Source organism: Bacteroides xylanisolvens (assembly GCF_018289135.1).
Lineage (GTDB): Bacteria > Bacteroidota > Bacteroidia > Bacteroidales > Bacteroidaceae > Bacteroides > Bacteroides xylanisolvens.
This window is the reverse complement of the sequence record NZ_CP072216.1, coordinates 425,698-450,842: the sequence shown is the minus strand read 5'-3', so window position 1 is coordinate 450,842 and position 25,145 is coordinate 425,698. Positions and strand designations below refer to the sequence as shown.

At 41.1% G+C, this 25,145-nt stretch carries 13 protein-coding genes; 12 read left to right on the top strand and 1 reads right to left on the bottom strand.

From position 1 onward, the window contains the following. Positions 1–472: 472 nt before the first annotated feature. The 12 genes from hepC (INE92_RS02055) (at position 473) to nfo (ending at position 22,809) form a co-directional block, all read left to right on the top strand. Positions 473–2,650 carry a heparin-sulfate lyase HepC gene (hepC, locus tag INE92_RS02055; RefSeq protein WP_195436460.1) on the top strand — a complete coding sequence of 726 codons (2,178 nt, stop codon included), beginning with the start codon at positions 473–475 and terminating at the stop codon, positions 2,648–2,650. An 18-nt stretch (positions 2,651–2,668) separates the two neighbouring features. Further along, entirely contained in the window at positions 2,669–4,864 is a 2,196-nt protein-coding gene (locus INE92_RS02050; RefSeq protein ID WP_055235957.1) for a surface glycan-binding family protein, read from the top strand. Positions 4,865–4,890: 26 nt separating this feature from the next. After that, the gene (locus INE92_RS02045; protein ID WP_195436458.1) at positions 4,891–8,046 is read left to right on the top strand and encodes a SusC/RagA family TonB-linked outer membrane protein; all 3,156 of its coding nucleotides are present in this window, start codon (positions 4,891–4,893) and stop codon (positions 8,044–8,046) included. Positions 8,047–8,063: 17 nt separating this feature from the next. Continuing rightward, the gene (locus INE92_RS02040) at positions 8,064–9,746 is read left to right on the top strand and encodes a RagB/SusD family nutrient uptake outer membrane protein (RefSeq protein WP_055235959.1); all 1,683 of its coding nucleotides are present in this window, start codon (positions 8,064–8,066) and stop codon (positions 9,744–9,746) included. A gap of 203 nt (positions 9,747–9,949) precedes the next feature. Further along, positions 9,950–11,254, top strand: coding sequence for a DUF4995 domain-containing protein (locus INE92_RS02035; RefSeq protein WP_151921741.1), 1,305 nt, complete (start codon positions 9,950–9,952; stop codon positions 11,252–11,254). A gap of 59 nt (positions 11,255–11,313) precedes the next feature. Further along, on the top strand, positions 11,314–13,314 hold the full coding sequence (hepC, locus tag INE92_RS02030) for a heparin-sulfate lyase HepC (protein ID WP_015532597.1): 2,001 nt from the start codon (positions 11,314–11,316) through the stop codon (positions 13,312–13,314). Positions 13,315–13,415: 101 nt separating this feature from the next. Beyond that, positions 13,416–15,032, top strand: coding sequence for a sulfatase family protein (locus INE92_RS02025; RefSeq protein ID WP_055235962.1), 1,617 nt, complete (start codon positions 13,416–13,418; stop codon positions 15,030–15,032). Positions 15,033–15,323: 291 nt separating this feature from the next. Continuing rightward, positions 15,324–16,952 carry a PHP domain-containing protein gene (locus INE92_RS02020; RefSeq protein ID WP_195436457.1) on the top strand — a complete coding sequence of 543 codons (1,629 nt, stop codon included), beginning with the start codon at positions 15,324–15,326 and terminating at the stop codon, positions 16,950–16,952. Positions 16,953–16,993: 41 nt separating this feature from the next. Beyond that, complete coding sequence (locus INE92_RS02015; protein ID WP_195436456.1) at positions 16,994–17,965, top strand: ROK family protein; 972 nt, start codon at positions 16,994–16,996, stop codon at positions 17,963–17,965. After that, entirely contained in the window at positions 17,962–19,230 is a 1,269-nt protein-coding gene (locus tag INE92_RS02010; RefSeq protein WP_195436455.1) for a sugar MFS transporter, read from the top strand. The genes INE92_RS02015 and INE92_RS02010 overlap by 4 nt, the downstream gene beginning before the upstream one ends. Before the next feature lie 41 nt (positions 19,231–19,271). Beyond that, positions 19,272–21,893: a DUF4962 domain-containing protein gene (locus INE92_RS02005; RefSeq protein WP_195436454.1), complete on the top strand. Its 2,622-nt coding sequence runs from the start codon at positions 19,272–19,274 to the stop codon at positions 21,891–21,893. Between the two features lie 82 nt (positions 21,894–21,975). Continuing rightward, complete coding sequence (gene nfo / locus INE92_RS02000) at positions 21,976–22,809, top strand: deoxyribonuclease IV (protein ID WP_008021424.1); 834 nt, start codon at positions 21,976–21,978, stop codon at positions 22,807–22,809. A 700-nt stretch (positions 22,810–23,509) separates the two neighbouring features. On the opposite strand, the gene INE92_RS01995 is transcribed toward nfo, so the two are convergent. Continuing rightward, positions 23,510–25,081 carry a ClC family H(+)/Cl(-) exchange transporter gene (locus INE92_RS01995; RefSeq protein WP_195436453.1) on the bottom strand — a complete coding sequence of 524 codons (1,572 nt, stop codon included), beginning with the start codon at positions 25,079–25,081 and terminating at the stop codon, positions 23,510–23,512. Between the last annotated feature and the right edge of the window lie 64 nt (positions 25,082–25,145).

Genomic DNA, 25,145 nt, shown 5'->3' with positions numbered 1-25,145 from the left:
CTTTTGTTTCAAGCCTTGAAACCGGAGTTTCTAAGGCAGGAAACAAAATGTTTCCCTACAGCTAAGAAATAGGAACAAGGTAGGTTGTGATTCTTAAGTAACGTAAGAGAGAGATTATGAGATTATATTTCGAATCATTCCGATTAGTTACACTTATCCTTCTTATTTCTCCAATCCACCATGATTCCCCCAATCATTATGGACTAAAATTCATCCAATAGAACACCTAAAAATGTACAAAACCAACGCTACAAATACAATTGGATTAGATTACATTATGATATATAAAAAGCCTGATATCAGATATATAACAGTCTTTTTAGACAGAAATGATATACGATTCAACAAATTTAATATCAAAAAAATCATTTTTGAACAAAGCTTGAACAAGACAGCTTAATGAATAGGAATAAACAGATTACATTTGCAAACAGTAAAATATAACTTTTAATAATTAAAACCTAATAAAAGCATGAAGAACATCTTCTTTATTACTTGTATGTTCACAGCCATCACTTTTACAGGATGTGTGGACGACGACGATGATTTATTATCTGGTGAAATTAGTTCTGGTGTAGAAATACTCCCAGAAAATAAGCCTAATGATGTCGTCGAGCCTAAACTCTTTGATATTATCAATCTCGATTACCCCGGATTGGAAAAGGTTAAATCTTTCTACGAAGCAGGCGAGCACTATTATGCAGCTCACGCACTATTAGAATATTATAGAAATAGAACGAATGTAACGAATCCGAACATCAATTTAATCAATCCCACAATCTCGGTAAAAGATCAACGTATTGCCGACCAAGCACTCGAATATCGTTTCTATGTCAGAGGTTTCTATGAAAGCATTGATGAAAACAAAGTTGAAACTTACTATTCTTTCTTTGATAACAACACAAAAAAAATAGACTGGACAGCTCATCAAGACACGGAAACTGATCAAGAATTTAGATATCAACGTCACCGTCACCAGTGGATGCTTCCTCAAGCGAAAGCATACCGTATCAGCAAAGATGAAAAATATATTCAGTCATGGATTGAAACATATAGTGATTGGTTGGCTACTTATCCATACGAACCAGGAACTCAATTTCCACCAGCAGGCGGTTCTGAAAACGATAAAGATTATGAATGGAAAGGACTACAAGTAGCCGAACGTGTACTTTCACAAATAGACATCATGGCATACTTTATCCATTCCCCCAACTTTACTCCAGAATGGTTGTCTACCTTTCTCACTGCATTTGAAAAAGAAGTTGAATGCATGCGTTTAAATTATTATCAAGAAGGAAATATTCTTTTAACTCAAGCACAGGCCGTAGCTACAGCAGGGATATTGATGCCAGAATTCAAAAATGCAGAACAATGGACAAATGAAGGATTACAGAAAGTAGGCGTACAATTGGATGAACAGTTCAATAATGACGGTGTACAATTTGAATTAGATTTAAGTTATCACATCGGTGCTGTCAGCGATTTCCGCTCTATTTATTTGTTGACGCAAGCAAATGATAAAATGAGTTTATTGCCCGGTAACTTCACCGATAAACTAAAAGCAGCGACGGAAGTTGTCATGAATACAATTTATCCAGACTACTCTCTCGACAACTTCAATGATACACGTTCAAGCTCATATGCAAAAAGTACCTTATTAAACAGATTGAAAGAATATGTAGCCATGTATCCGAATGATCAAGAATTATTATGGATGGCAACCGAAAGAAAGTCTGGGAAAGAACCCACACACCTGACACAATCTTATGATAATTCAGGATACTACATTCTACGTAATGGATGGAAAAAAGAATCGACTATGATGATTCTAAAAAACCACAATTATAAAGAATGGCACAGTCAACCAGATAATAATACATTCGGCCTCTATCACAATGGGCGTAATTTCTTCCCGGATGCAGGTGTATACGCTTACAGTGGTAACGACCGCACAAAATTCGCAGCAACTGTGAACCACAATACGCTAACCGTAATGAGTAAATCCATAGGCGGTGAACAAGGTGGAAAAGTTGAAGGAAAATTACTCAAATTAGAAACAAAAAACAATACAGATGTTCTTGTAACAGAAAACCCTTCTTTTGATAATGCAACTCATCGTAGAACTGTATTCTTTGTGGACAAGAAATTCTTTGTTATCGTTGACGAAGGCTATGGAAAAAATGCAAAAAGCCTGAAAACCAATTTAAATTTCCACATACTTGATGACGAAGAGACTCCGTCTGTATTTGAGCCACATACAACAGAACAGCCATATTGTCAAGCATATACAAATTTTGCAGACAACAAAAATATGCTAGCCAGAACATTTGCTGAAACCAAAATTCAAGAAAGCAAAAGCTTGTCATCAAGCCAAGCCACAGATATATCTAATGCGATGGGAACAATTTCCGGTTTACGTTTAGGCTACCAGATAACAGTTAACCAGCCAGCATCAAAAGACGATGTAACTATGGCAGCACGCTACATTTCCGTTATTTATCCTTTCGGAACGGAGGAAGATCGTAAAGCATTGGATATTGATGCCCAATTCACTGATAACGAGGACGGAACAGCAGGTATCTTCCATCCAGAAGGGGTATCCATCCAAGTAGCAGTAAATGGTACAAAATATACACTTTCTTCAAAATAAAATTAATAATCATATAATATGGAATCTAAGTTACTAAAAAACATTTCACAGTTTTTAGGTGCCTTGATGACAGTTGTATTAGTTATGACTTATACATCCTGTTCAGATGAGGATACCACTGACACTACCGGTTTTGCACTTTATTATTTAGGCATGACCGATATAGGCCCATCCATGAGTGGAATAATTTCAGAGCCTTCTTACAAAGGAAGCGTACCGTCTGACTTCACAATTACAGGTATCACATTAAATGGTGAGTCCTATACTGGCAATGACTTTATTATCAATAAAGAAACAGGCGCAATTGAAATCAACAGTGCAAAAGACACACCTGTTGGTTTATATAAGATATCAATATCATGCATGGCTGGTGGTTCATACCACGAATATAAGGATATTGTAGTAGTAAATATGATGAAGTCGGTCCCTGATGGCATTATAATAGAGCCCAATGAAATTCAAGTGGAGTACAGCATCGTTTCAGATGCAAAAAGCACAGAGGAGCTTCCTACTGCACAAGTAAAAACCGACGGTAATCATGTATCGATTACCAAATATGAAATTGCAAAAAGTGAAATATCATCATTCTTTAAAATCTCTCAAACTGGAGAAATTACTATTGTAAGAGGAAGCGATATCGCACCTGGTATCCACACTCTTTCTTTAAAACTGACTACAGGTGCATCCTCTGAAGATGAAGGTATCTTCGAAAATGCCTTAACGGTCAATATCACTTCCAAACCGCTAGGATTAACTTATGAGCAAAATGAAGGATTGATTGAAGTTGAATCACCTGAAGAACCAGAAACTACTTTCACAAGCGAAACACCTACTCTTAAAGGGTCATTAGAAAATATTACTTATTCGATCCAAAGCATTGAACCATCTACTGACAAAATAAAAATAGACCCGACAACCGGGGTTCTGTCTGTGGATAAGCATCATGGATTTGAGATAGGACAAAAGTATGTTATCTCAGTCAAAGTAGCCAACCAATTCGCACCTGATGGTATTTTATTTGAGGATATATATACCCTGAATGTAGTGAACCGAATTGTCCCAGTGGCAAACTTCGAATATCCAGCCATCTGTGAGATCTATGAATCATCTCCATTCACCGTTACACCTAATGAAGGATTGGAGGGTGATGCAATTACGTTCTCATTGAAAGATGACTTAAACAAACAGTTATCTATTGACAATAATGGAGTTGTGACTGCTAAGAAAGGACATAACATACCTGAAGGCAATTACACTGTCACAGTGATAGCATCGAATACTAAAAATTCAAAAGAAGCTTCATTTAATTTGAAAGTAAAGAATAATCCAAACAAGTTTACCTACATACGTTATGGTAACAATATAGGAGTAGATGATGCAACCAATGCAAATCAGTTTAGAATCACTGTAGATAAAGCAGCCAATGCTAATACAATTTTAAATAAATTTACAATTAATGCACCAAGCACCGATATTACAGGAAACAACGTACGTTGGAGCATTAGAAACGGAAGAAACTGTGACAAATTAGAAATTGACGAAAATGGTAAAATAACATTTAAGAATGCAGTTTGGTCTGTAGATAAAGACGGTTCCCCGGTAAATACTTCAGGTTTCTTCTTTGTAACAGCTACTGTTGGTGAAGATAAAGACTCTGAATTTTCATTGGAAGTACCTGTATTCATACATTATGATTTGGTTATTTCTGGTGTTCACGTATTGTATAACCCGTTTGTATTCCACGTAAATCCTAAAACGATTAGTAACAGTACTTATTCTGTTGCACCTAAAATCACAAGCAATGATTCTGAATTTGATGTATCCAAATTCACAATGGATTATAGACGTTCAGTCAATTATACAGCTCTAAGCGGTTCATTTACAAATGGTGATTCTAAAACCTCTAGCTTCTTGAATCCTCTTTGGGTTAAATATGTAGATGAGTCCGGTGTTAAAGGAGCAAATACCGGTTCCAGACACGCTATGTCCTATTATGCAAATATATCTGGTACTAATACCCTACATTATACATTAGGATATGCAGATCCTAGCAACGGGTTGGCATTTAAACTGAATCCGAACAAATGGGTTCTGAATGGAGAATACCCACATGGCATAGTAAGTTTCCAAATGACTATTAATAAAGAGAATAAAGATCCGCAATCAGGGCCAGGAGTATTCCCATTGACAATTTGGTTTGACCCTAACTTCTAAACACTAATTACGTAAAAAAAGAAATTATGTATAGCATAAACAATCTAATAAAATCAATAAGCATAAGAGGGTGGATTACCCTCTTAGCACTGATAATCACTGTCAGTGTACATGCTCAAGAATCTACACTTAAAGGTGTTATTGTAGACGAAACAAATACTCCTCTTATCGGAGCAACCATACAGGTAAAAGGCGGTTCCACAGGTGCAATTACCGATTTTGACGGCAATTTCACTTTAAAAGTAAAGAAAGGAGCTACTATTTCCATCTCTTATATCGGATATAAGACGCAAGAATTGAAATTCAATGGTCAGGGTTCTATCAATATAAAGATGGTTCCTGACAATCAAGCATTGGATGAAGTTGTGGTAGTTGGTTACGGTGCAATGAAACGCAGTGATTTGACAGGTTCCGTGGCTTCTGTAGCTGCTAAAGATATCGAAGGATTCCAAACAAGTTCAGTAGCAGGAGCACTGGGTGGTCAAATTGCCGGTGTTCAGATCACATCTACAGATGGTACACCAGGAGCTGGATTTAATATTAACATTCGTGGTGTAGGAAGTCTGACGGGAGATTCAAGCCCTCTTTATATTGTAGACGGCTTCCAAGTAGATGATATTGATCATTTATCAAATTCAGATATTGAATCAATCGAAGTGCTCAAAGACGCTTCATCATCTGCCATTTATGGTGCACGCGCTGCAAACGGTGTTGTAATGATTACAACAAAATCAGGGAAGAGCGGTAAGCCACAAATTAGTTATAACGGCTCGGCAAGCTATCGCAAAATCTCTAAAATGTTAGACGTATTGTCTCCATATGAATTTGTAAAGTTGCAAGGTGAAGTCAATACAGAGCTTTTAAAAAGCTACATTTCCGACAAAGAATACGATAATGACGGCAAATTTATGAAATATCGTTCGTTAGAAGATTATATTGGTGTAAATGGAGTAAACTGGCAAGAGGAAACATTCAATCCTACTTGGTCTCAAGACCATAATCTCTCTCTTAGAGGCGGTACTAATGACTCTCAATATAATGCAGCATTCTCACGATATGTAGAAAATGGTATTTTTAATAACAGTGGCTTTGATAAAACAACAGCCAAACTTCGTATCGATCAAAAAATCAGCAAAAGCGTGTCATTCAATGCTACTATCAACTATGCTTTAACTAACCGCAAAGGTGTTGGTACAACTGCCGATTCAGGTCGGTTCAATATGTTGGCTCAGATTCTTAGTGCACGCCCAACCGGCGGAAACAAACTAACTGATGAAGAGTTGTTGAATTCAGCTATCGACCCGGAAATGTTAGAAACGGGTGAAAGTCTGGCACAAGTTAATCCTGTAATGCAAACTCAATCGGTCACTAACAATAAACGTGCAGAAATGTGGTCGGGTAATGCATCTGTAAGCTGGCAAATTATCAAAGGACTTACTTTTAAAAGTGCTGGTACTTATAATACAACAAACAGCCGCACCAACATATTCTACAAGAATGGTTCTAAAGAAGCATATCGTAATGGTGAGCAACCATACGGACGCACAACCATGCAACGCGATGTACGCTGGACTAACTACAATACTTTATCTTGGAAACAAAAAATCAAGAAGCATAATTATGATGTTATGCTAGGTCATGAAGTTTCATACAAAAGTACAGAATATTTGCTGGGAGAAGCGATGGGATTCCCTTTTGACCAGATGGAAAATGACAATATGGGGATAGGTGCCACACCAAGTAAAGTTGAAAGTACTTATTACGATAAAACTTTATTATCATTTTATGCACGCGGAAATTACAACTATGACAACCGCTATTTATTTACGGCAACAGTACGTGCTGATGGTTCCACCGTGTTTTCTGCAAATAAGAAATGGGGCTTTTTCCCTTCTTTTTCTGCCGCATGGCGTGTGTCTGAAGAAGCATTCATGAAAGATATTCATTGGATTTCAAACTTCAAGGTTCGTTTAGGCTGGGGTACTGTAGGAAATGATAATATACCCAACTATTTATCACTGGATTTGTATGAAGCAAACAAATATGGTTTAGGTAATAGCAGCGTAACAGTATTGAATCCCAAACAACTTAGAAATAAAAACCTGAAATGGGAAGGCTCAAATACCATCAACTTGGGAGTTGATTTAGGATTTCTTGACAACCGTTTAAATGTTACAGCCGAATTCTTTATCAAGAACACCAAAGACCTATTGTTGTCTCAATCACTGGCACATATTACCGGATTTGATTCACAAATGCAAAATGTGGGAAAGATTCAGAATAAAGGTATTGAATTAAGTCTGAACAGCACCAATATTCAAACCAGAGATTTTACTTGGCAAACCAACTTCAATATTTCTTTCATCAGAAATACATTAAAGTCATTAGCGTCCGGAGTAGATTACATGCAGGCACGCTCTGGTTTCGACAGCAATTTTACCTCATACGATTATAGAGCTATTGTTGGTCAGTCTCTTGGTCTGATCTATGGATATGAGTTTGATGGAATCTATCAATATTCTGACTTTTATTCAGTTCCGGGTTCAAGCACATTGCAGTTGAAAGAGGGCGTAACAAGTAATCCGAGTCTTGGCAACAGATTAGCTCCGGGAGCAGTGAAATACAAAGATCAGGATGGTGACGGAGTAATTACGACCAATGACCGTACGGTTATCGGTAACGCTTTGCCTAAATGGTATGGAGGTATAACTAATACTTTCAACTATAAAGGTATTGATTTAAGTTTCATGCTTCAATTCAATTATGGCAATGATATTTATAATGCAACCCGCCTGTATGCAACCCAGACTAATACACAACGTAGAAACCAATTGGCAGAAGTAGCCGATCGGTGGAGTCCGACCAACGCATCGAACAAAGTACCTAGCTACAATGGGTATGTAGTTAATGACGTATACTCAAGATTTGTTGAAGATGGCTCGTTCCTACGCTTGAAGAATGTGACGTTAGGATATACACTTCCCCACAAATGGACTCGCAAGTTCCTCGTATCCAAACTTCGTATTTATGCTACGGGACAAAATCTATTTTGCTTGAACAACTACAGCGGATATGATCCAGAAGTTAGTACAGCCAGCAAGAGTCCGATGACTCCCGGACTGGACTGGGGTGCGTATCCTAAGAGCAAAGTATTTACATTTGGTGTTGATATACAATTCTAATTTACGAGAAAAATAATATGAAAAAGATAATATATTACATAGCAATGTCTATCCTGTGCATTCTACCATTTTCATGCTCGTTAGATGAAGAGGCAAGAAGCGAAATGGAAAAGAAAAACTACATGAATAATGCGAAAGAAGCAAAAGATGTTTTGCTGGGAGTATACCGCACAACTATTGAAGACGCAGCTTACGGATACCACTTGTCGCTCTTGTTCAACATGGGAACAGATATATCCCAGGGAGAAGGTTCCGATATAACCAATTATCGTATCATCGCTAATAATGCTTTCCCTACTACTCAAGTAGAAATTCAACAAACATGGCAAGTTCTCTACAAAGGTATCTACAGAGCAAACGATTTTTTGGAACGTATCAGTAGAAAAATTGATAATTACAATGATACAGATAAAAAATTAGCAACTCTTTATATTGCTGAAGCCAAAGCGCTAAGAGCTATGTTCTATTTCGAATTAGTACGTCGTTATGGACATATACCTTTGATTACTAATACAGAAATGTCCTATCAAGCTCCTACTACTTATACCCAAGCTAGTCCCGATAAAGTATATGAGTTTATTGAAGATGATCTTCTATATGCAAGTGAAGTTCTGCCATACGCTGTTGACGATCAACTTCGTGAAAGTACAGCATATCGTTTCAGTAAAGGGGCAGCACTTGGCCTCTTGGCTAAAGTATATGCTACATGGGCGGGATATCCTGTACAAAACACTGCAAAATGGGAAAATGCAGCTAAAACAGCCCGCATTCTCATAGAGTCAGGAAAGCACTCATTACTTCGTGATTATGACAAATTATGGGATAATACTTGCAGCGGTGTATGGGATCCGAGCGAAAGTTTAATAGAAATATCATTTTACTCTCCTACTGTGTCAGGCTCAGGAGACCCCGTGGGACGTATCGGTAAATGGAATGGAGTAAAAACTACATCAATCGCTGGTGTACGAGGTAGTTGTGCCGGAAATATGAAGGTGGTGCATACATTTGTACTTGATTGGAGAGACAGTAAAAACGCTAATGATAAACGTCGTGACTTATCAATTGCAAATTATAAATACGATGATGATTACATATTATGGGTGAAAAACAAAGATAAAGATACAGAAGAATCTGCCAAATTAAAAGATCAAGATCCTACTCAAGGACAAAAAGAAAAACAAAACTATACCCCCGCAAAATGGGATCTTATTAAACATCAAAAGACTGGCGGTATTATCAATAATGACAAATCAAATGCAAACTGGTATTTCTTACGCTATGCCGATGTACTACTTATTTACGCCGAAGCCTTAAATGAATGGAAACATGGTCCTACAACGGAAGCGTATGCAGCTATTAATGAGGTTCGTCGTCGTGGATTTGGATACCCAAGTAATACAGGTAGTTGCGATCTTTCAAACCTAAATGAAGAAAGTTTCCGTGAAGCCATCAGAAAAGAACGCGCTTATGAATTAGCTTTCGAAGGACACCGCCGAATGGACTTAGTACGTTGGGGCATTTATTATGAAACAATACAAAAGACGAATACCGCACTAGCTAATTGGTGGGATTCAGCAGATACCTACAGATATCTGTTGTACAAATATACAGAAAAGAACAAACATGAGTTATTGCCTATTCCACAACGAGAAAAAGACTTATGTATTCAATTTAAACAAAACCCAGGCTGGGGTAAATAAGTAATTTCTCTTTAAAATAAAAGGCTTAATCCTCTCCAATATGCCTTAATTAGGGCATATTGGAGAAAATTAAAACCTTTTTCAACAAAATCAAAACTTGAAAAGCAGAGTTCAAACTCCTTTTGGACAATCCTGCAACACAAAGTTAAGCCTTTCCACTACTTTTGCATCAGTTACAAAACTTCTAAAAACAATCACTTAAAATGAATAACATGAAAAAGAAACTTGTTCTCTTTGCTTCGGTTAGTATTGCACTTGCATCGTGCCAGACAACCCCAAAGGAAGACTACAGTTGGATAAAAAAAGGACTGGATGTAGCTTCTGCCCAATTACAACTTTCTGCAGAAGAGGTTAGTGGTACAGGAATGTTGCCACGCTCCATCCGTACCGGTTATGACATGGATTTCCTTTGCCGTCAGTTGGAAAGAGATTCATCAACATTCAAAGATTCACTACGCGCACAACCCACTGCTGACCAGCTAGGCAAACGTCGCCTCTGCAACGTTTATGACTGGACGAGTGGTTTCTTCCCCGGCTCATTGTGGTACGCATACGAACTGACAGGAAACGATACACTGAAGACTCAAGCCATCCAATATACAAATCTGCTGAATCCGGTACGCTATTATAAAGGTACGCATGATTTGGGATTCATGGTCAACTGCAGCTATGGCAACGCAGAACGTCTTTCACCCAACGACACCATTGCCGCTGTGATGAGAGAAACTGCCGATAACCTCTGCGGCCGTTTCAACGATTCTATCGGCGCTATCCGTTCATGGGATTTCGGAACATGGAACTTCCCGGTTATTATCGACAATATGATGAACCTCGATCTTCTGTTTAATGTAGCAAAAGCGACAGGTGACAATAAATACAAAGACATTGCTATCAAGCATGCTATGACTACCATGAACAATCACTTCCGCCCGGATTATACTTGCTGGCATGTAGTAAGCTACAACAACGACGGAACTGTTGAACGCAAGCAAACTCACCAAGGCAAGAATGACGATTCTTCATGGGCACGTGGTCAAGCATGGGCTGTATATGGCTACACAGCTTGCTACCGTGAAACAAACGACAGTACTTTCCTGAACTTCGCTATCAAAGTAGCTGATATGATTATGGATCGCGTTAAAACAGACGATGCTATCCCCTATTGGGATTATGATGCACCTGTGACTGAAGAAACTCCACGTGACGCTTCTGCCGCTTCTGTTACCGCTTCAGCATTGATCGAACTAAGCACCATGGTTCCCGACGGACAGAAATACCTGGATTATGCGGAAAAGATTCTGAAGAGTTTGTCAAGCGACGCATATCTTGCAAAAGTGGGTGACAACCAAGGATTCATTCTGATGCACTCTGTCGGTTCACTGCCCAACGGTTCTGAAATCGACACTCCACTGAACTATGCTGACTATTACTATCTGGAAGCATTGAAAAGATTCATGGAATTAAAGAAGTTGAGAGTTGAGCATGGAGAGTTGAGAATGATCCAATAATACAAAAGCAAGAGTGTTCTCAATCGTAAATAGTAAATCGTAAAATCGTAAATTATATCATGAATAAAACTTTAAAGTATATCGTTCTGCTGGCAATCGCTTGTTTTGTAGGCAAAGCTAGTGCCCAAGAACTGAAAAGCGAAGTATTTTCGCTTCTTAACCTGGACTATCCGGGATTGGAAAAAGTGAAAGCTTTGCATCAGGAAGGTAAAGATGAGGATGCTGCCAAAGCATTATTAGACTATTACCGTGCGCGTACCAATGTAAAAACTCCGGATATCAATCTGAACAAAGTGACTATCAGCAAAGAAGAACAGCAGTGGGCAGATGACGGATTGAAACATACATTCTTCGTACATAAAGGTTATCAGCCTTCTTACAACTACGGAGAAGACATCAACTGGCAATACTGGCCGGTGAAAGACAATGAACTCCGTTGGCAATTGCACCGCCACAAATGGTTCACTCCGATGGGAAAGGCTTATCGCATATCCGGTGACGAGAAATATGCTAAAGAATGGGCACATCAGTATATCGACTGGATTAAAAAGAATCCGTTGGTAAAGATGGACAAAAAAGAATATGAGCTGTTAAGTGATGGAAAAATCAAAGGTGAAATAGAAAACGTACGTTTCGCATGGCGCCCGCTGGAAGTTAGTAATCGCCTGCAGGACCAGACTTCACAGTTCCAGTTATTCCTTCCTTCTCCTTCTTTCACTCCGGACTTCCTGACAGAATTCCTGGTGAACTATCACAAACATGCTATACACATCCTTGCCAACTACTCTGATCAAGGTAACCACTTGCTGTTTGAAGCTCAACGTATGATCTACGCCGGTGCTTTCTTCCCTGAATTTAAAGATGCTCCGGCATGGAGAAAAAGCGGTATCGATATTCTGAACCGTGAAATTCATGTACAGGTATACGAAGACGGCGGACAATTCGAACTCGATCCACATTATCATCTGGCATCTATCAACATTTTCTGCAAAGCATTAGGTATTGCGGATGCGAACGGATTCCGTAAAGAATTCCCGCAGGATTACCTGGATACAATCGAAAGCATGATTATGTTCTATGCAAACATTTCTTTCCCTGATTATACCAATCCATGTTTCAGCGATGCTAAGTTGACAACAAAGAAAGAAATGGTGAAAAACTACAAAGCATGGGGTAAACTATTCCCGAAAAACCAAGCTATCAAATACTTCGCAACCGAAGGTAAAGAAGGCGCATTGCCGGATTATATGTCTAAAGGTTTTCAGAAAACTGGTTTCTTTGTATTCCGCAATTCATGGGGAATGGATGCCACTCAAATGGTAGTAAAAGCCGGCCCGAAAGGAGAATGGCACTGTCAGCCGGATAATGGTACATTCGAACTTTGGTTCAACGGCAAGAATTTGTTCCCGGATTCAGGTTCGTATGTATATGCAGGTGAAGGCGAAGTGATGGAACAACGCAACTGGCACCGTCAGACTTGTGTTCACAACACGGTAACGCTGAACAACAAAAACTTGGAAACTACAGAATCCGTTACTAGATTGTGGCAACCGGAAGGTACTATCCAAACTTTAGTGACCGAAAATCCTAGTTACAAAAACTTGAAACACCGTCGTTCCGTTTTCTTCGTTGACAACACTTACTTTGTCATTGTAGACGAAATGATCGGTAGCGCCAAAGGTTCCATCAATCTTCACTATCAAATGCCAAAAGGAGAAATTGCCAACAGCCGCGAAGACATGACGTTCCTGACACAATTTGAAGACGGCAGCAACATGAAACTGCAATGTTTCGGTCCCGACGGTATGTCGATGAAGAAAGAACCGGGTTGGTGCTCAACTGCTTATCGCAAACGTTACAAACGTATGAATGTATCTTTCAACGTGAAGAAAGACGGCGAAGAAGCTGTTCGTTACATCACAGTTATCTATCCAGTTAAGAAAAGCGCAGATGCCCCTAAATTTGCAGCTAAGTTCAAGAACAAAGCGTTCGATGAAAACGGACTGGAAGTAGAAGTGAAAGTAAACGGAAAGAAACAGTCATTAAAATACAAACTATAATAAAGCTGACTAAAAAGTCGGTCGCATCTCAATTTCTCCTCCTTCCGGAAGGAAGGGAATTGGAGATGCAACCGACTTTTTAGTCACTCTCCTTCATCATTATGGAAAACTATTACACCCCCTCTGCCCTACTCCTCCCACTAGCTGCACTAAGTCTCGCTTCCTGCGGCAATCAAAAGAAAGAAGAGACCAGACAACCGAACATCATCTTCATGATGACGGATGACCATACCACTCAAGCAATGTCCTGCTACGGAGGAAATTTGATTCAGACTCCTAACATGGACCGGATTGCCAACGAAGGTATCCGTTTTGACAACTGCTACGCTGTCAACGCTCTTTCAGGACCTTCACGTGCGTGCATCCTCACCGGTAAGTTCAGCCACGAGAATGGTTTTACCGATAACGCAAGTACGTTCAACGGAGATCAGCAGACATTCCCCAAACTGCTTCAACAAGCCGGATATCAGACTGCAATAATTGGTAAATGGCATCTTATCAGTGAACCGCAAGGATTCGATCATTGGAGCATCCTTAGCGGCCAACACGAACAAGGTGACTATTACGATCCTGATTTCTGGGAAAACGGGAAGCATATTGTAGAAAAAGGATACGCTACGGATATTATCACTGATAAAGCCATTGAATTCCTCGAAGGTCGCGACAAGAACAAGCCTTTCTGCATGATGTATCATCAGAAAGCTCCGCACCGCAACTGGATGCCTGCTCCCCGTCATCTGGGTATATTCAACAATACCACTTTCCCGGAACCAGCTAATCTGTTCGACGACTATGAAGGCCGCGGAAGAGCAGCCCGTGAACAGGATATGTCTATCGAACATACACTGACAAACGACTGGGACCTCAAATTGCTGACTCGTGAAGAAATGCTGAAAGATACCACCAACCGTCTTTACAGTGTATACAAACGTATGCCTGTTGAAGTTCAGGATAAATGGGACTCTGTATATGCCGGACGCATTGCCGAATACCGCAAAGGTGACCTGAAAGGCAAATCATTAATCAGCTGGAAATATCAGCAATATATGCGTGATTATCTGGCAACAGTTCTGGCAGTAGACGAAAATATCGGCCGCCTGCTGAATTATCTCGAAAAAATTGGTGAGCTGGACAACACAATCATTGTCTACACCTCCGACCAAGGTTTCTTCCTTGGCGAACATGGCTGGTTTGACAAACGCTTTATGTATGAAGAATGTCAACGCATGCCGCTTATTATCCGTTATCCGAAAGCAATTAAAGCAGGAAGTACCAGTAATGCCATCAGCATGAATGTGGACTTTGCTCCTACTTTCCTCGACTTTGCCGGAATAGAGATCCCATCAGATATCCAAGGAGCCTCCCTGAAACCCGTATTGGTGAATGAAGGCAAAACTCCTGCCGATTGGCGCAAAGCTGCTTATTATCATTACTACGAATACCCTGCTGAACATTCTGTGAAGCGTCATTATGGTATTCGCACACAAGACTTCAAATTGATTCATTTCTACAACGACATCGACGAATGGGAAATGTATGACATAAAAGCTGACCCAAGAGAAATGAACAATGTCTTCGACAAACCGGAATATGCTGAAAAGCAAAAAGAGCTGATGCAACTGCTTCAGGAAACTCAAAAACAGTATAAAGATACAGACCCGGATGAAAAGGAAAAGGTTCTTTTCAAAGGTGACAGAAGACTGATGAAAAATCGCTAAATGATTATTTTGCGGAGTGCGCTGAAAGGGCTTAATTATATAGCGTAGGGCAACGCCCTACGTAAAAACGACAATCTGAATTTGCGCCCTGAAAGGGCATAATTGTATACAGTTCTGCCCTTTCAGGGCTTGTGGCTGGTGTGCTTTTTTCGTAGGGCGTTGCCCTACGCTATATAATTAAGCCCTTTCAGGGCACCCCAATAAATATATAATTGTAAGAACCGATAAATTCTTATTTAACCGATAAATTCCCATTTATATAAATAAAGATTAACCAAAAACAATTATATCATGGATAGAAGAAAGTTTTTAAAAAACACAGGCTGGTCTTTCCTCGGACTGGCAGCTTCGGGCAGCTTGCTCGGTTCTTGCGCAGCAGGAAGCAAAGAGGCTAAGAAAATTATGCCATCAGCCAGCAACCTCAAAATGTATTGGGGCGACTTACACAACCACTGTAACATCACATACGGACACGGCGACATGCGCGATGCTTTTGAAGCAGCGAAAGGACAATTGGATTTTGTTAGTGTTACTCCTCATGCTATGTGGCCGGATATTCCCGGAGCAGATGATCCCCGCCTGAAATGGGTGATCGATTACCACACGGGAGCTTTCAAGCGTTTGCGTGAAGGCGGTTATGAGAAGTACGTAAAAATGACAAATGAGTATAACAAGGAAGGTGAATTCCTGACTTTTGTAGGATACGAAGCTCATAGCATGGAACATGGAGATCATGTTGCGCTGAACTATGATTTGGACGCACCACTTGTAGAATGTACTTCAATCGAGGACTGGAAAGAAAAAGCAAAAGGACATAAGGTATTCGTTACCCCGCACCACATGGGTTATCAGGGTGGTTATCGCGGTTACAACTGGAAATGCTTTACCGAAGGAGATATTACTCCATTCGTAGAAATGTATTCCCGTCACGGTCTGGCAGAAAGCGATCAGGGAGACTACCCCTATTTGCATGATATGGGACCACGCCAATGGGAAGGAACCATTCAATATGGTCTTGAATTGGGCAATAAGTTTGGTATCATGGCCTCCACCGACCAACATTCCGGTTATCCGGGAAGCTATGGAGACGGACGCATCGGTGTTTTGGCTCCGTCACTGACTCGCGATGCCATTTGGGAAGCTCTACGTACCCGTCATGTATGTGCCGCAACCGGTGATAAGATTATTATCGACTTCCGCCTCAACGATGCTTTCATGGGTGATGTAGTTCGCGGTAACAGCCGTCGTATCTATCTGAATGTCACAGGTGAAAGCTGTATCGACTACGTAGATATTGTAAAGAACGGGCAGATTTTAGCTCGTATGAACGGTCCGTTGACTCCCGTTGCTCCGGAAGGTGATACGGTACGTTGCAAAGTTAAAGTTGATTTTGGTTGGAATCGTGAAGAGAAATACGTACATTGGCAGGGCAAACTGTCGGTAGACAAAGGACAGATTCATAGTGTAACTCCTTGTTTCCGTGGCGCAGCATTCACTTCTCCGCAAGAAGGTGAAACTGAATTCCACACACATGTCAACCGTATTGTATCCGTTGGCAACAAGGAAACCGAACTGGATATGTACAGCAGCAAGAATCCGAATACGACTACAGCAGCCATGCAAGCTGTAATCCTTGATGTGGAAATGCCAAAAGACGGTAAGGTCATTGCCGAATTCAATGGCAAGAAGTTTGAACATACGTTGAGCGAGTTGCTTGAAGGTTCACGTTCACACTTCATGATCGGTTGGTTGAGCGAGGCTATTCTCTTCAATCGTGCCATGCCGGAAAGCTGTTTCACTCTGGAACATTACATGGAAGATAAAGAGCCGCAGCGGGATACGGATTACTACTATGTACGCGTTCGCCAACGTGACGGACAATGGGCTTGGAGTTCACCGATTTGGGCGGAAAGAGTGTAGTTTTTAAGTATTAAGTATCAAGTATTAAGTATTAACGTGGTATGGAGAAAGAATACGCTATAGGAATTGACCTTGGCGGAACTTCAGTAAAATACGCCCTTATTGATAATGAAGGCGTATTTTACTTTCAAGGGAAGTTACCGTCGAAAGCCGATGTTTCAGCAGAAGCTGTCATCGGACAGTTGGTTACTGCTATCAATGAAGTGAAAGCCTTTGCACAGGAAAAAGACTACAAAATTGATGGTATAGGAATCGGAACACCGGGCATTGTGGATGGTACGAACCGTATTGTTTTAGGAGGTGCGGAAAATATCAACGGCTGGGAAAACATTCACTTGGCAGACCGTATTGAAACGGAAACCGGACTTCCGGCTTTATTGGGAAATGATGCCAATCTGATGGGACTGGGAGAAACAATGTACGGAGCCGGTCAGGGAGCCACTCATGTTGTTTTCTTGACGGTAGGAACGGGTATTGGCGGTGCAGTAGTCATCGACGGCAAATTGTTCAACGGTTATGCCAACCGGGGAACGGAGCTGGGACACGTGCCTCTCATTGCCAATGGCGAACCGTGTGCTTGCGGTTCTGTCGGCTGTCTGGAACACTATGCTTCCACTTCTGCTTTGGTACGCCGCTTCAGTCAACGAATAATAGACGCAGGCATCTCCTACCCGAATGAAGAGATTAACGGTGAATTGATTGTCCGCCTTTATAAACAAGGAGATCCGATTGCAAAAATATCATTGGAAGAACACTGTGACTTTTTGGGACACGGAATTGCAGGCTTTATCAATATCTTCAGTCCGCAAAAGATTGTGATTGGTGGAGGACTCTCCGAAGCAGGAGACTTTTACATTCAGAAAGTAAGCGAAAAAGCACGTAGTTATGCCATCCCCGACTGTGCTGTGAATACTCAAATCATAGCTGCCGCTCTTGGAAACAAGGCCGGAAGTATTGGAGCTGCGTCACTTGTATTTACTCAATTATCTGCTCCAAACCTGATTAAATTATGAAAAAGAATTTAGGAATGTTGGCGCTGATTATGGCGTTCTGGTTCACCATTTCGTTTATTACTAATATTCTGGGACCACTTATTCCGGATATTATCCACAACTTCAATCTAAGTGACCTGGCGATGGCGGGATTTATCCCGACCTCTTTCTTCCTGGCATACGCCATCATGTCTATCCCTGCCGGATTACTGATTGACCGTTTCGGTGAAAAACCGGTATTATTCGGTGGCTTCCTGATGCCGTTTATCGGCACCATCCTGTTTGCCTGTATGCATACGTATCCGATGTTATTAGCTTCTTCTTTCATCATCGGATTAGGAATGGCCATGTTGCAAACTGTATTGAATCCGCTCCAGCGTACTGTAGGAGGAGAAGAAAACTATGCATTTATAGCCGAACTGGCACAATTCATGTTTGGCATCGCTTCTTTCCTAAGCCCTCTGGTATATACTTATCTGATTCGTGAACTTGACCCGGCAACCTACACAGCCGGTAAAGGTTTCTTTATCGACTTGTTGGCCGATATCACCCCACGGGAAATGCCATGGGTATCTCTTTACTGGGTATTTACCATCCTGTTGTTAGTCATGCTGATTGCTGTCGGTGTCTCCCGCTTTCCCAAGATCGAACTGAAAGAAGATGAGAAAAGCGGGTCTAAAGATTCATATCTGGCTTTGTTCAAACAGAAATATGTATGGTTGTTTTTCCTGGGGATTTTCTGCTACGTAAGCACGGAACAGGGAACTTCTATCTTTATGAGTACCTTCCTGGAACAATACCACGGAGTCAATCCGCAAACTGATGGTGCGCAAGCCGTGAGCTATTTCTGGGGATTGATGACAGCCGGCTGTCTCGTAGGTATGATTCTACTCAAGTTGATTGACAGCAAGCGATTGCTGCAAATCTCCGGAATCCTGACCATCATCCTATTATTATCGGCATTGTTCGGAAGCAAGGAAGTATCTATGATCGCTTTTCCTGCTGTCGGATTCAGTATTTCCATGATGTATTCCATCGTATTCTCATTGGCTTTGAACTCCGCTTCACAGCATCACGGTTCATTCGCCGGTATTTTATGTTCGGCAATCGTCGGTGGTGCCGGTGGTCCGATGATTGTGAGTACGTTGGCAGATGCAACATCACTCCGCACAGGTATGCTGTTTATCCTTGTTTTCGTAGGATACATCACCTTTATCGGTTTTTGGGCACGCCCACTGATTAATAACAAGACCGTTCGTCTGAAAGACTTGTTCAAACAACGTTGAACGCTGAACAACAAACGACGAATAAAAAAATGCAAAGTTATATGATGAAACAACGAATATCTATTTTTCTCTTGTTCACCATTCTGCTATCCGCCAACGGGTATGCGCAAAAAGGAATCATGCGCCTGACTCAACAGACTTTGATGCATGAGGTCCGCGAAACGCCTTCACCACTGGACGGGCAGCATATCACTGTCAATCCTCCTCGTTTCATGTGGCCGGACAAATTTCCTCACTTGGGGGCCGTATTGGACGGAGTGGAAGAAGAAGACTACAAACCGGAAGTGACTTACCGCATCCGGATTGCACGCGACCCGGAATTCAAATCGGAAGTGATAACCGCTGAAAGGAAATGGGCCTTTTTCAACCCATTCAAACTGTTTGAAAAAGGAAAATGGTATTGGCAATATGCCTACGTTGACAAAGACGGAAAAGAAGAATGGTCGCCCGTTTCTCATTTTCATATAGACGAGCATATACGTACATTCAACCCGCCTTCCCTACAAGAGGTGTTAGCCAAATTACCCAAGACGCATCCCCGCATCTTGCTTGATGCCGAAGATTGGGACAATATCATCGAACGGAACAAAAACAATCCGGAAGCACAGGCTTACATCCGGAAAGCCGATAAATGTCTGAATCATCCGCTGAAACATTTGGAAGAAGAAATTGATACGACCCAGGTTGTCAAGCTGACAAACATCGTTCAATATCGTTCCGCTCTGATTCGGGAAAGTCGTAAGATTGTAGACCGGGAAGAAGCGAATATCGAAGCCATGGTACGTGCTTACTTGCTAACGAAAAACGAGGTATACTACAAAGAAGGTATAAAGCGTCTTTCCGAAATTCTTTCATGGAAGAATAGTAAGTACTTTGCGGGAGATTTCAACCGTTCCACCATTCTGTCTATGAGTACTTCCGCGTATGACGCATGGTATAACCTGCTGACTCCGGATGAAAAGAAACTACTCTTAAGAACGATTCGTGAAAATGGAAAGAAATTCTATCATGAATATGTCAATCACTTAGAAAACCGTATTGCTGATAACCATGTTTGGCAAATGACTTTCCGTATCTTGAATATGGCTGCATTTGCTACGTATGGCGAACTGCCGATGGCTTCCACCTGGGTGGATTATTGCTACAATGAGTGGGTATCCCGTCTGCCGGGCCTCAACACGGATGGAGGTTGGCACAATGGCGATTCTTATTTTCAGGTCAATCTCCGCACATTGATTGAAGTTCCTGCTTTTTATTCCCGTATCAGCGGATTCGATTTCTTTGCTGATCCCTGGTATAACAACAATGCGTTCTACGTCATCTATCAACAGCCTCCATTCTCGAAATCCGCCGGGCAAGGAAACTCACATGAAAGTAAGCTGAAGCCAAACGGTACACGAGTTGGGTATGCAGATGCCTTGGCACGCGAATGTAACAATCCATGGGCAGCCGCTTATGTACGCACCATTTTGCAGAAAGAACCGGATATTATGGAAAAGACTTTCCTCGGAAAATCCGGAGACTTGACCTGGTATCGCTGCACAACAAAGAAAACGCTCCCCAAAGAAGGTCCTACTCTTGCAGAATTACCGATGGCAAAAGTATTCAATGAAACGGGAATCGGTACGATGAATACTTCTTTGGGAGATACAGACAAGAATGCAATGCTGTCGTTCCGTTCCAGTTCCTACGGTTCCACTTCCCATGCACTAGCCAATCAGAATGCTTTCAATACATTCTACGGAGGTAAAGCCATTTTTTATAGTAGCGGACATCGCACTGGTTTTACAGACGATCATTGTATGTACTCTTACCGTAATACTCGTGCGCACAACAGTATTTTGGTGAATGGAATGACGCAGAAGATCGGGACGGAAGGATATGGCTGGATTCCACGGTGGTATGAAGGAGAGAAAATCGCTTACATGGTAGGAGACGCTTCCAATGCTTATGGTAAAGTGACTTCTCCCCTATGGTTGAAACGTGGCGAATTATCCGGTACGCAATATACGCCCGAAAAAGGATGGGATGAGAACAAGCTGGATATGTTCCGCCGTCATATCATCCAATTGGGAACTACCGGAGTTTTTGTGATTTATGATGAACTGGAAGGAAAAGAAGCCGTCACATGGAGTTATCTTTTACATACCGTAGAACTGCCTATGGAAATACAGGAACTGACGGATGAAGTGAAAGTTATTGGTAAGAATAAAGCCGGGGGGGTCTCTGTTGCCCATCTTTTCAGTTCGGCAAAAACGGAACAAGCGATGGTAGATACTTTCTTCTGTGCGCCAACCAACTGGAAAAATGTGACGAACGCACAAGGGAAAGCGTTGAAATATCCTAATCACTGGCATTTCTCTTCTACAACAGTTCCGTGTAAAACCGCCCGTTTCCTGACAGTGATGGATACGCATGGAAAGAACCGCCCGGATATGCAGGTAGTTCGCAAAGGTAATACCATTCAGGTAGGCGACTGGACTATAACTTGTAACCTGACAGAAAAAGGGAAAGCCGCCATCTATGTAAGCAATAAAACGGAAAAAGTTTCTTTAAACTATGATGCCGGTAAAAAGGAAGGTGCAACGATAGTCACAGATCAGGTAAAAGGCAAACAGGTTAACAAAGTCCTGACAGACTATTTACCGGATTTTGAGATTTAATTTCTCCCCGCTTTAGATGAAGAAACATATACTCCTATAAAAACGTTATATTTGCAGAGTAAAATTAAATAAAGAAGTAACCATGAAATATATCGGAGCACATGTAAGCGCGTCCGGGGGCGTAGAGTTCGCCCCCGTTAATGCGCATGAAATAGGAGCAAATGCTTTTGCGTTATTTACCAAGAATCAACGCCAATGGGTAAGCAAACCTTTAACAGAAGAAAGTATCAGTCTCTTTAAAGAGAATTGCGAAAAATACGGTTTTCAGCCGGAATATATCCTGCCACATGACAGTTATCTTATCAACTTGGGACACCCGGAAGAAGAGGGACTTCAAAAAAGCCGTGCCGCTTTTCTGGATGAAATGCAACGTTGCGAACTGCTTGGATTGAAACTTTTAAATTTCCATCCAGGCAGTTCTCTCAACAAAATTTCAATAGAGGATTGCTTGTCGCTCATCGCAGAAAGCATTAATATCGCTTTAGAAAAAACAAAAGGCGTAACAGCCGTTATTGAGAACACTGCCGGACAAGGAAGTAATCTAGGAAGCGAATTCTGGCAACTGAAATATATCATCGACCGGGTAAACGACAAGAGCCGGGTGGGTGTTTGCCTCGATACCTGCCATACTTATACCGCCGGTTATGATATTGTCAATGAATATGATAAGGTATTTGATGAGTTTGACAAGGAAGTGGGATTCAATTACCTTCGAGGTATGCACTTGAATGATTCAAAAAAAGCACTGGGTACCCATGTAGACCGTCACGATAGTATTGGTGAAGGATTGATCGGAAAAGCATTTTTTGAAAGATTAATGCAAGATTCGAGATTCGATAATATGCCGTTGATATTAGAAACGCCGGATGAAAGTAAATGGAAAGAAGAAATTGCATGGTTAAAGAGCATGGAATAATGTTTTCACCACAGAGGACACGGAGGACACAAAGGTGAATTTGGTTTATGACTTACGGTTGTGACCCTAATTTTGATGCGTAATCCTCCTCTATAAAGTTGAAAAAACATGAAAACATCTGCCACCTGCAACCAGACGCGTGTAATGCACTAGTTGATAGATAGTTGGAGCGTGGCAGATACTGTTGCAGATAGGTTGCAGATCAAAGTATCTGCAACACAGTATAAGCCTTGCATAAGCCAATTCGCCAGGAGGGCAAAAGTTTATTGTATACATTAACCTCCCGTTTCCAGGCGGGGAACTGTCGTTTCCGGCATTAGAAATTACAGTTTCCACGGTAGGAAACGAGAGGTTCTAAGGCGGGACACTACAGTTTCTACGTAAGGATACTGTCGTTTCCCCGTAGAGACACTATCATTTCTCCATAGAGTCACCCCAATTATCCCATAGCTTTGCATAAAGGAATCAAGGCTTTTTCTTTGATTATATAACGTGTTGCAGATACTTTATCTGCAACCTATCTGCCACAGGTATCTGCAACGTTACAACTATCTATTAACTAGTGTATTACACGCGTTTCGTTGCAGGTGGCAGATGTTTTTATGTTTTTCAACTTTATAGTAGGAAAAACTTTCGTTCATTTCTGCACCGTTTCATTCTTTTTTATACTGTTCTGAATTTATACTGCCAACACCTATACTCAATAAATATTCGCCATACTCACTAAAGGTTCATACAGTTTCTCTATATCCTGTGAGTCCATCTCTATTTGGACCTGATCTCCAGGCATTAATGTCTGTCCTTTGGGAGACCAATTCTTACGGTCACGATGCACATTTATAATTACGCAACGTTCCGGTAAACGAAGTTCATCCACAATCTTGCCATCTAAATAAGACCCGCTCATTACTTCTACAGACAATGTATAACGGGGCTCTTCCTTAAAGGCAGGCGAATGAATCATATCATCATATAAAATTACATTGAACGGTTTTATCTGAAGCATTTCCGTAAAGTAATAGGTTAATCCACCTACAACAATGGAAGGATAAAAGACTTCCAAATGTCCCGTAATCTCGGTTATTAAGACAATAGCCGTCAGAGGTGTACGAATGACTGCTACAAGAAATGCCGACATACAAATCAACATGATATAACTGATATTCTCATAAGCAATCACACCCTGTTGAACCATAATCAATCCCACTATTTGCCCCAAAAGTCCTCCTGTCACCAGTGTAGGGATAAAACTTCCTCCCGGTAAACCCGAAGAAAAAGAAAAGGTACTAAAAACGAAATGCAGCAACATCATGCCGACAATCCAAAGAATATGTGTATCCGGATGCATGGCCTGTGATAGCAAGAACTGTTCCCCTCCTCCCGTCAGATTAAACTCGGCCATAGAAATCAAAAAAGCAATAAAAAGCAAATACAGCATCTTCACGTATTCAGGATGCTTAATAGCGGGATAAATACGTTTCATCTGAAGAGTAGTGACAGAAAAGAATTTTCCAAAAACAGAAACTACTGCCGCCAACAAAAGAAACAGTTTCACCTGCCCCCAAAAAGTCATTCCAGGCACAATGGCATCTATATGAAAATAAGGATTGATGGGAAAAATCCAACTGGCAACCCCGCCTGCCACGACTCCTGCCAAAAGCGTGGTAATGGCTGTTTTAGGTGCATCGAACCGCTCAATAGATTCGATAACCAACAATGAGGAAGCTAATGGGGCAGCAAAAGCAGCCGCCAATCCGGCACCTGCACCGGCAGACAATAATTGTTTCCGTTCGCCACTAAGCACCCTCCCCCATTTTGATACCAAATATCCGACATACGAACCTATCTGTACGGAAGGTCCTTCACGCCCCAAAGACAATCCGGTACTTAATGCAAGTATCCCACCCACAAACTTCGCAACCAATTCCAGAAAAGGATGCTTATAATCAACCCTCCCATTAATTACTCCACGTGTTTGCGGAATCCCCCCGCCGGTAATAAGCGGCATTTTCTTCACCAGCCAGGATACAAATACAAGTATTCCCCACATCAACAGGAAAAGAGGGATATACCAATACCACTTGGGATGAGAATCAAAAAAATCATGGCGGAGATTAAAGAAGAACTGTAACAGGTAATGATAAGGCACGGCAACAAGCCCCGTCAGTAATCCTACGAAGATACTGACAAAGTAAAGCCGCGCATCAATTAACTTCAATTTAAAGATTCGCCAACGGCCTTTATCCTTCAATCTACTAAAGAAATCAAACATTCGACAAAGTTTTCATTGTTTACGTACGACACAACAACAATCAAAACTCTATTGTGGTTTCAAG